9 protein-coding genes are annotated in these 8,938 nt (G+C 63.9%); 6 read left to right on the forward strand and 3 right to left on the reverse strand.

Translation table 11 applies throughout. The annotated features are described in order from the left end of the window. The 3 genes from AOZ49_RS30535 to AOZ49_RS30545 form a co-directional block, all read right to left on the reverse strand. A partial coding sequence (locus AOZ49_RS30535; RefSeq protein WP_054479633.1) for a flagellin N-terminal helical domain-containing protein occupies nucleotides 1-1,551 on the reverse strand: 1,551 nt, incomplete at its 3' end. Between the two features lie 279 nt (nucleotides 1,552-1,830). Beyond that, nucleotides 1,831-3,435, reverse strand: coding sequence for a methyltransferase regulatory domain-containing protein (locus AOZ49_RS30540; RefSeq protein WP_054479635.1), 1,605 nt, complete (start codon nucleotides 3,433-3,435; stop codon nucleotides 1,831-1,833). Between the two features lie 194 nt (nucleotides 3,436-3,629). Next, nucleotides 3,630-4,385 carry an RNA polymerase sigma factor FliA gene (locus AOZ49_RS30545; protein WP_054479637.1) on the reverse strand — a complete coding sequence of 252 codons (756 nt, stop codon included), beginning with the start codon at nucleotides 4,383-4,385 and terminating at the stop codon, nucleotides 3,630-3,632. A gap of 430 nt (nucleotides 4,386-4,815) precedes the next feature. Between AOZ49_RS30545 and flhD the strand changes: the two genes are divergently transcribed. The 6 genes from flhD to AOZ49_RS30575 form a co-directional block, all read left to right on the forward strand. Continuing rightward, nucleotides 4,816-5,139 (forward strand): flagellar transcriptional regulator FlhD, encoded by a 324-nt coding sequence (flhD, locus tag AOZ49_RS30550; RefSeq protein WP_006219025.1) that lies wholly within the window; start codon nucleotides 4,816-4,818, stop codon nucleotides 5,137-5,139. Between the two features lie 31 nt (nucleotides 5,140-5,170). Continuing rightward, nucleotides 5,171-5,752: a flagellar transcriptional regulator FlhC gene (flhC, locus tag AOZ49_RS30555; RefSeq protein ID WP_006394423.1), complete on the forward strand. Its 582-nt coding sequence runs from the start codon at nucleotides 5,171-5,173 to the stop codon at nucleotides 5,750-5,752. A gap of 117 nt (nucleotides 5,753-5,869) precedes the next feature. After that, on the forward strand, nucleotides 5,870-6,739 hold the full coding sequence (gene motA, locus AOZ49_RS30560; protein ID WP_054479639.1) for a flagellar motor stator protein MotA: 870 nt from the start codon (nucleotides 5,870-5,872) through the stop codon (nucleotides 6,737-6,739). An 11-nt stretch (nucleotides 6,740-6,750) separates the two neighbouring features. Then, complete coding sequence (gene motB, locus AOZ49_RS30565; protein ID WP_049074404.1) at nucleotides 6,751-7,740, forward strand: flagellar motor protein MotB; 990 nt, start codon at nucleotides 6,751-6,753, stop codon at nucleotides 7,738-7,740. 2 nt (nucleotides 7,741-7,742) lie between these two features. Continuing rightward, entirely contained in the window at nucleotides 7,743-8,123 is a 381-nt protein-coding gene (locus AOZ49_RS30570; protein ID WP_006387511.1) for a response regulator, read from the forward strand. 29 nt (nucleotides 8,124-8,152) lie between these two features. Continuing rightward, nucleotides 8,153-8,938 (forward strand): Hpt domain-containing protein (locus AOZ49_RS30575; RefSeq protein WP_197286803.1); only part of this gene is annotated, 786 nt, incomplete at its 3' end.

The raw sequence follows: 8,938 nt of genomic DNA on the forward strand, positions 1-8,938 counted from the left end.
GCGCGAACGGGCGTTCGACAGGTTGTTGACCACGTTGTTCAGGTTGGCGATGGTCGATTCCAGACGGTTCTGCACGGCACCCAGTTCACCGGTCAGCTTGTCCAGCTTGGTGAAGGCGGCGTCCAGCGTCTTCAGCGGATCGGTGGTCAGCGTGCCCTTGCTGGTCGTGTCCGTGGTCAGCTTGCCCGAGGCGCTGACGTAGGCGGTGGAGCCAACCTTGGGAGCGTAGTCGCCTGCGCCCGTGCCGCTCTTGACCGTGGCCTTGCCCGTGTTGGGGTCGACGGTGTAGACGGTGGTGTAGTTCTTGGTGGTCGTGAACGCGCCCTTGTCGTCGACGTACGTGTCGGACGAGGTGCCGTTGGCCAGCGTGACCGTGGCGCTGGTGATGCCTTGACCCAGCTGGATCGTCGAGTTGGCGGCAGCCTTGACGTTGGCCAGCAGCGCATCGGAAGCGATGGTGTTGGTGAACGTCAGTTGGTTGGCCGTACCCGTGTTGGAGTACGTCTTGCCATTGATGGAGACCGACGACGAACCGGCGGTGCCGGTGTTGTTCGACGCAGCCGTCATGACGGAGTCGAGCGTGGCGGCGGTGGCGCTGGCGCTGTTGGTCGTCAGGTTGCCGGCGGCGTCCAGGTAGGCGGCTTGACCGCCGGCGGTGACCTTGCCCGTGGCGTCGACTTCGAACGAGGTCGAAGCGGAGCCGTTGCTGTGGGTGTAGGTGGCGGTCGTGGTGCCGGTGGCCGGGCGCAGCGAGTTGGCCAGCGAGGTGACGGTGGCGGCGTTCGAGGCCGACTTGTCGGTGAACGTGAAGTTCTTGTTGGCGGCGTCGTAGCTGTAGACGGTAGCGGCGGTGCCGGTACCGATGGTGACCTTGTTGCCGCCTTCCAGCTTGGCGAACACTTGGTCAGCGGTGGCGCTGGCGTGGTTCGTGGTCACGGTCCAGTCGTTGCCGGTGGCGGAACCGCCAGCGGCTTGCAGGTCGGACACGGTGGCGGTGCGGTTTTGCGTCACGCCGGTGCCGTTCACGTTGAAGCCGTCCAGACCCAGCGTCTTGACGCTGATTTCCGACAGGTTCAGGGTGATGGTTTCGCCGTCGTTGGCGCCGACTTGCAGCGTCAGGGGCTTGGCGTTGGCCGACAGAACCTTCACGCCGTTGAAGTCGGTTTGTTGCGAGATGCGGTCGATGTCCGACAGACGCTGGTTGATTTCGTCTTGCATCGAGTTCAGCTGCTCTTGCGAGTAGCTGCCGTTGCCGGCTTGCACCGACGGTTCGCGAACGCGCTGCAGGTGGGTGTTGATTTCGGAGGCGGCGCCTTCCGTCGTCTGGGCCAGCGAGATACCGTCGTTGGCGTTACGAGCGGCTTGGGTCAGACCCTTCACGTTGGCGGTGAAGCGGTTGGCAATGGCCATACCGGCGGCGTCGTCCTTGGCGCTGTTGATGCGCAGGCCCGACGACAGGCGTTCGATGGCGGTACCCAGGGAAGATTGCGACTTGTTCAGGTTGTTCTGAGCAACCAGCGACAAGTAGTTGGTGTTAATGACTGCAGCCATGTTTAGGCTCCCAAGAGAGAAAGGCTTCTTCAAACCGGGCAGCGGGGCCGCCCATCGTTGTAACGGGAAGAATTCGATTTCTTGCGTCTTCGAATTTCTCCGTTGCAAGGATTACGGCAGTCGCAAATCAATCTTTAGGGCTTTTTTTTGGTATTCGCAAAATGTTGTTGGATACCACTTACAGACTGGTCTTACGGTCTGGCCGGGCGGCCGGACGGGTGAGGAAGCACCATATACAGACTTGTCCGACGGCCGGAGCACGGCCGCCGGACGGGCCTGTCAGTGCAGCAGCAGGCCGGCGCGGCGCAGGGCGGCCAGCAGGCTGTTGACGATTTCCTGGGCCACCGGATCCAGGTTGCGGGCGCCCTTGTAGGATTTGCCGTCCGGGTGCGGATGGCGTCCCGCGGTCAGCGCGTCGCGCGCCAGGGTGCGCAGTTCGGCGCTGCTGTGCTCGCCGTCGATGTGGCGCATCAGATATTGGTGCGGGGCGTCGGTGGGCGCCGTGACCGGGTGATGCCAGAGGTTGTGCATGCCGACCTGGGAATTCGGTTTTGTTACTTCTTGTAGTAATTGCAGGGCGCCGGGGATCAGGCGCGGCTTGGCCTGCGCGGGTTGGTAGGCGGCCGGTTCCAGGCGGTAGTGGAGGGCGCTGGCCTGCACCAGCGTCACCAGGTGGCCGATCATCGCGTTGGCCAGGGTGTCGGCCGCCGCGTCGGCCGCGTGTCCGCGCTGGGTTTCGAGCAGCGCGGCGAATGGCAGCGATCGCGGCCAGGCCTGGGCCAGCGTTTCCATCAACGCGATCATGCCCGGATCCTGGGTGGTGATGGCGGTCCCGGCGGCGGTGCGGAGCTGGCGTTGCCCGGCCGGGGCGCCCGCCGCGCCGGGCAGCGGCGTCAGGTCGGCGGCGAAATGCATGGCGACAAAGGCGCCGCCCTCGGGTTGGTCGAGAATGTCGCCGGCGCGCTCGGCATGCACCAGCAGGCTCTTGCGGAACGAGCGGCCGATGGCGAAATCGAGGTATTGCTCGCGCATTTCCCGGCCGGCGTTGACCGACAGCCCGTTCAGGCCCAGCGCCACGGTGCCGCCGAACGTGGAGGGGAACGTCAATTGCGGTTCGGCATCGGTCACGTAGGCCAGGCCGGCTTGTTGCGCCGCGGCGGCGAATTCCAGGAAATAGCAGGGCGTGTTGATCGCCTCCAGGTATTCGTGCAGCAGATAGTGATCGGTCTGTCCGCGCAGCTTGCGGGCGGCTTCCTGCAGCGCCGAGCGCAGCGGGTTGCTCTGCCACAGGCCGCCCTCGATCAGTTCCAGCATGGCCTTGGCGCGAACCAGCTTGTCCTGCGGTGTTTCCGCGCCGAAGCTGTTCAGGATCATGGCGTCGCGGATCACGTCGGACGCCTTCCAGCCCGGATAGGTGTTGTAGCTGACGTAGGCGATGCCTTGCGGCGCCAGGTTTTCGCGGCAGATGCGCAGGATCGCGTCACGCACCTCCGGCGGCACCCAGCTGAACACGCCGTGGCAGATGATGTAGTCGAAAGTGCCGAAGTCGGCGGTGATGTCCGTCAGGCTCATGGCCCGCAGGTCGAGATTACGCGCGCCCGCCGCTTCCGCGATCAGCCGGCCCGCGTCAATCTGCTGCGGCGACAGGTCGATGCCGACGACGCGGGCCTCGGGGTAGGCCAGCGCGAATGGCAACAGGTTGCCGCCGGCGGCGCAGCCCAGTTCCAGCACCCGGGCCTGCTCCAGCGCCGGCGCCGGCAACTGGTACAGGTGCGCGACCGCGCGCAGGTTGCCGGGCGAGGTGTAGGAAAAGGGCAGGGAAATGTACGGGGTTTCGTCGTAGGCGTCGGAAATGGCCTGCGTCAGGACGTCGGGTGCGCTCATGGCGAAATTCCAGGGATCGCGGTGCGCGGCCGGCGGCGGATCGCCGCGCGCACCATTATTGGTGTCAGCGTGGAAGGCTAACAAGGGCGCCGGGGGCGTAATGGCATGAACAACGTCCGATTTTCCCGGAATTCCGGACGCAAGACGCGCCGCCTGGGCGTCGGACGGGGCATCCGGTCCGGCGGCTGCGCCCGTCAGATGATCTGCGCGATCTGCCCTTCCTGGGGCAGGTGCTGCCAGGCCTGTTCGCGCAGCTTGGCGCGGATGCGCGCGGTGGCCTGCGAGCGCAATTGGCAGACGCGGGCCTCGGTCACGTTCATGATCGCGCCGATTTCCTTCAGGTTCAGGCCCTGTTCGTAGCACAGCGACAACAGCAGTTTCTCGCGGTCGGGCAGGGTGTCGATGGCCAGGATCAGCGCCTGGCGGAAATCGCCGGCCAGCAGCGAGTCCAGCGGGTTGCCGCCGGCGGTGCCGTGATTCAGCGTGGCGGTCCAGTCGGTCTGGCCCGACGCGGCGTCGTGCTCGGTGGCGAAGTCTTCGTAGTGGACGATCTGCACGCCCTGGGCGTCGTGTAACAGCGTCTGATATTCGGCCAGCGGCATTTCCATCTGCTGCGCGATCTCGGCCTCGGAGGGCGCGCGCATCAGGCGCTGCTCGAGCTGCTGGATGGCCTGTTCGATCTTGCGGGCCTTGGCGCGCACGCTGCGCGGCAGCCAGTCCTGGCCCCGCAGCTCGTCGAGCATGGCGCCGCGGATGCGGGTGGTGGCGTAGGTCTCGAACTGGGCGTCGGCGGTTTCCTGGTAGCGGCGCACGGCATCCAAGAGGCCGATCATGCCGGCTTGGATCAGGTCGTCGAGCTCAACGCTGGCCGGCAGCCGGGCGAGCAATTGCAGGGCCAGCTTCCGCACTAGCGGGGCATATTCGACCAAGCTGTCATCTGCGTGGGGCATTGCGGGAGTGTCAGGCGGTGTCCATCGTGACGCATTGTCGGTTGTTGTCAATTTGCGACATTGTCGACAAACGCGCGGCTACGCTAAAGCTAGCAATATTTTGTGATCGGCAAGGTGTCATTGTCGGCAAAAGTCGGTATTTCATTCCTTAAAGCACGCAACGTTTTGAATGCTTATTTGCCAAATTGACGTACATTTGCCAGGACTTTCTATGTCAAGGTGTATCTAAAGTCTCTAGTTGCGCGATATCAACAAAGATTTGTCATATAAGTCATAGAAAATGACATGACCTGTGGTAAATTTTACTTAAATTGCGAACAAATGATACATTTCGCATTAAAACAGGATGCAGCGGATACTGTGCAACAAACGTTGCCATTGTCCTTGGTTATCAAGCCCCTTCGGTGGGATAGGGAATAGGGAGTCGGGCGTGCAACAAGTCGAAAATTCTTTGCTGGCAGATATCCGTGAAGTGAATCTGTCCTACCTTCTTCTCGCACAGCGCATGCTGCGCGATGACTATGCTGCATCGATGTTCCGCCTGGGTTTCAGCAACGAGGTTGCCGATATCCTGATGCGTCTTTCTCCGGCTCAGCTGGTGAAGCTGGCCAGCTCCAGTTCGCTCCTGTGCCGTTTCCGTTTCGACGACTACAGCCTGCTGTCCGCACTGACCCATGATGTGCTGGGCGGCGCGCTGCAGCAAGCGCACGCGACGATCCTGCTGGCCAAGCAACCTGTTGAAGAACTGGCCTGACGGCCTGTCGATTCCCACTCGGACACGTGTAATGGCCACCAAGAGCGTTTCGCAGGAAGCGGATGACATCCTGCTAGCCAGCTCCATGATCACTCTGGGCGCGCGGCTGCAGGTGTTGGAGGCTGAAACCAGCCTCAGCCACGACCGCCTGGCACGTCTGTACCGCGAAATCCGCGGCTGCTCGCCACCGAAGGGCATGCTGCCTTTTTCGGTCGACTGGTTCATGACCTGGTTGCCGAATATCCATTCCTCGTTGTTCTACAACGTGTATTCGTTCCTGAATACGCGCACCAGCAGCAAGGGCATCCGCGCCATCATCGACGCGTACCGCCTCTATCTCGAGAACGCCGGCGTGGACAACGCCGAATCCGCCGAGCCCGTGCTGAGCTTCACCCGGGCCTGGATGCTGGTGCGGTTCTTCGACAGCGGCATGCTGCAGCTGTCCGCCTGCCGCCAGTGCGGCGGACATTTCATCGCGCACGCGCATGATCCGCAGTCGGATTTCGTGTGCGCGATCTGCCGTCCGCCACCCCGGGCCGGCAAGACCCGCGCCGCCGCCAAGGCGCGCGCGGGCAGCCGTCCCGCGCCAGCCGTAGACGCCGCCCGTTCCTGAGCGGCGCGTCCAAATACATCAAAAGCCCTGGAAAACTCCCCGTAACCCGCCTTTTTGGGTTGGGGGGAACAGGGGATCATTGACGCCGGTTTTAGACTTCGTTGGCAGGGGCCTGATGTGTTGATTGTTATCGGTTTTCTAGTGGTGATCGTGTCGGTCATCGGCAGCTTCGTAGCGCTGGGCGGCCACATGGGCGCGCTTTACCAGCCGTTCGAATTGACGTTGATCTTCGGCGCGGCCTTCGGCGCGTTCCTGGCCGGCAACAGCAAGAAGTCGCTGATGCTGGTCAAGAAGGCACTGCCGGACACGCTGAAAAGCTCGCGCTACGGCAAGGACGTCTACATGGAGCTCATGGCGCTCCTGTACGTGCTGCTGAACAAGGCGCGCCGCGAAGGCCTGATGGCCATCGAATCGCACATCGAGGATCCGGCCTCCAGTCCGATCTTCAGCGAGTGTCCGCGCATCGCCAAAGACGAGAAGCTCATGGAGTTCATCACGGACTACCTGCGCATCATGATCAGCGGCAACATGAGCTCGTTCGAGATCGAAACGCTCATGGACGAGGAAATCGAGACCTACCGCCACGAGCGCGAAGTGCCCGCGAGCATGATCCGGCAGATGGCCGACGGCCTGCCCGCGTTCGGCATCGTGGCCGCGGTGCTGGGCGTGATCAAGGCGCTGGCCGCCGTGGACCAGCCGCCCGCCATCCTGGGCGACCTGATCTCCAAGGCCATGGTCGGCACCTTCCTGGGCATTTTGCTGGCCTACGGCTTCGTCGGTCCGCTGGCTTCGCGCATCGAGCGCCGCACGGACGAGGCCATGAAGGTGCTGGAATGCATCAAGACCACGCTGCTGGCCAGCATGAACGGCTACCCGCCGCAGCTGGCGGTCGAATTCGGCCGCAAGGTGCTGTATTCGTCGGTGCGTCCGACTTTCGGTGAGCTGGAAGAGCACGTCCGGCAGACCAAGTCCACCGCCAAGGCCTGACGGAGCGGGCCATGAGCACGGTAAACAACCACCGTGTGGTGATCCGCCGCAAGAAGGTCCACGGCGGCGGACACCACGGCGGCAGCTGGAAGATCGCCTACGCCGACTTCATCACGGCGATGATGGCGTTCTTCCTGGTGATGTGGCTGATCAGCATCGTGCCGCGCGAGGAACTCAAGGGCATCGCCGAATACTTCCGCATGCCCCTGCGCGTGGCGCTGACCGGCGGTCCCAGCAGCTCGGCCGAGACCAGCGCGGTCCCCGGCGGCGGCCGCGACCCCCTGCGCAGCGACGGCGACGAGCGCCGCGCCCAGGGCAATCGGGTCGAGGCTCAGCCGATGGGCGACGCCGAGCGGCGCGACCAGCACCGCCTGGAAAACCTCAAGAAGCGGCTGGAAAACGTCATCGAGAACAGCCCGGTGCTCAAGAGCTTCCGGCCCCAGTTGCTGATCGACCTGACCACCGAAGGCCTGCGGATCCAGATCATCGACAACCAGAACCGTCCCATGTTCGCGACCGGCCGCGCCGAGGTGCAGCCCTACATGCGCGACATCCTGCGGGAATTGGGGCCGGTTCTGAACGAGCTGCCCAACAAGGTCAGCATCTCGGGCCATACCGACGCGTCGCAGTACGCGCGCGGCGAGCGCGCCTACAGTAACTGGGAACTCTCGGCCGATCGTGCCAACGCCTCGCGCCAGGAACTGGTGGCCGGCGGCATGAACGAAAGCAAGGTCATGCGCATCCAGGGGCTGTCTTCCAGCATGAGCCTCGTTAAAGATGATCCATATGCGGCCGTTAATAGACGTATCAGCCTAGTGGTGCTCAACCAGAGCACCCAGCGGCGCATCGAAAACGAGAACGCCGCGGCTGCGGACGTCAGCGCCAAGGATGCCCGCGAGGTTGGAACGGCCGTGGAGGCGGTGAACGCCGCCGCCCAGGCCACGACGGCAACCAAGCAGGGCGACGCGGCGGCAACGCCGCCCGCCGAAGGGGCTCGATAGCAATGGCGGCAACGATTCTGGTGGCGGACGATTCGGCGACGATGAGAATGATCGTCCAGGCGACGCTGACGGGCGCGGGATGGAAGGTATTGACGGCCGGCAACGGCCAGGAAGCGCTTGAGGTGGCGAAAAGCCATCCGGTGGACCTGGTGGTGAGCGACTGGAACATGCCCGTGATGGGAGGCCTGCAATTGATCCAGGGCCTGCGCGAACAGGAGCAATACCTGGACGTGCCGGTGCTGGTGCTGACCACCGAAGACGACGTGGACAGCAAGATGGCGGCTCGGGATCTGGGCGTGTGCGGTTGGCTGTCCAAGCCGGTCGATCCCGATGTGCTGGTGGAATTGGCGTCCGAATTGCTCGATGAGCAATCCGGCGCGTAGGCAAGTTCATTTATGAAGGCGTACGGGTCATGAGTTCTGGTTTGGACCTCAGTCAGTTTTACGAGACCTTTTTCGACGAGGCGGACGAACTGCTCGCGCAAATGGAGCAGTTGCTGCTCGAGCTCGACGTCGGCGCGCCCGACATCGAGCAGCTCAATGCCATTTTCCGCGCGGCCCACTCGATCAAGGGCGGCGCGGCGACGTTCGGCTGTTTCAACCAGCTGGCGGGCACCACCCACCTGCTTGAAAACCTTCTGGACGCGATCCGTCGCGGCGAAATGGCGCTGCGTACGGACATGATTGATATTTTCTTGGAAACGAAAGACGTGCTCAAAAGCCAACTGGATGCCTACCGGGCCTCCGAAGAGCCCGATGAAGCCGTGTTTGAACGCATCTGCGCGGTATTGAGGCAGCTCGCCCTGGAGCACAAGGATCCCGCGGCAGCCGCCGCGGCGCCGACGCCGGCTCCGGCCGCTGCGCCCGCGCCGGTCGCGCCGCCGCCGGTGCAGGCCGCGCCCGAGCCCGCGCCCGTGGTCGAAGCGGCGCCCGCCGCCGAGACCGCCGGCCTGCCGCTGCGCGTGCGCATCACCAAGGTGTCGGACAAGGACGCCGAGTCGCTGCTCGAAGAAATGGGCAACCTCGGCCAGGTCAAGGCCAGCGAGCGCGCCAACGGCGTGCTGACCGTCTGGGTCGACAGCACCTGCACCCCGGATGACATCGAGGCCGTCTGCTGCTTCATCGTCGATGCCGACCAGCTGAACATCGCCCGCGAGGCGGCGCCCGTGGCCGACGCCGCGCCGGCGCCCGTCGTGGCC

The organism is Achromobacter sp. 2789STDY5608615 (assembly GCF_001298995.1).
GTDB lineage: Bacteria > Pseudomonadota > Gammaproteobacteria > Burkholderiales > Burkholderiaceae_B > Achromobacter > Achromobacter insuavis.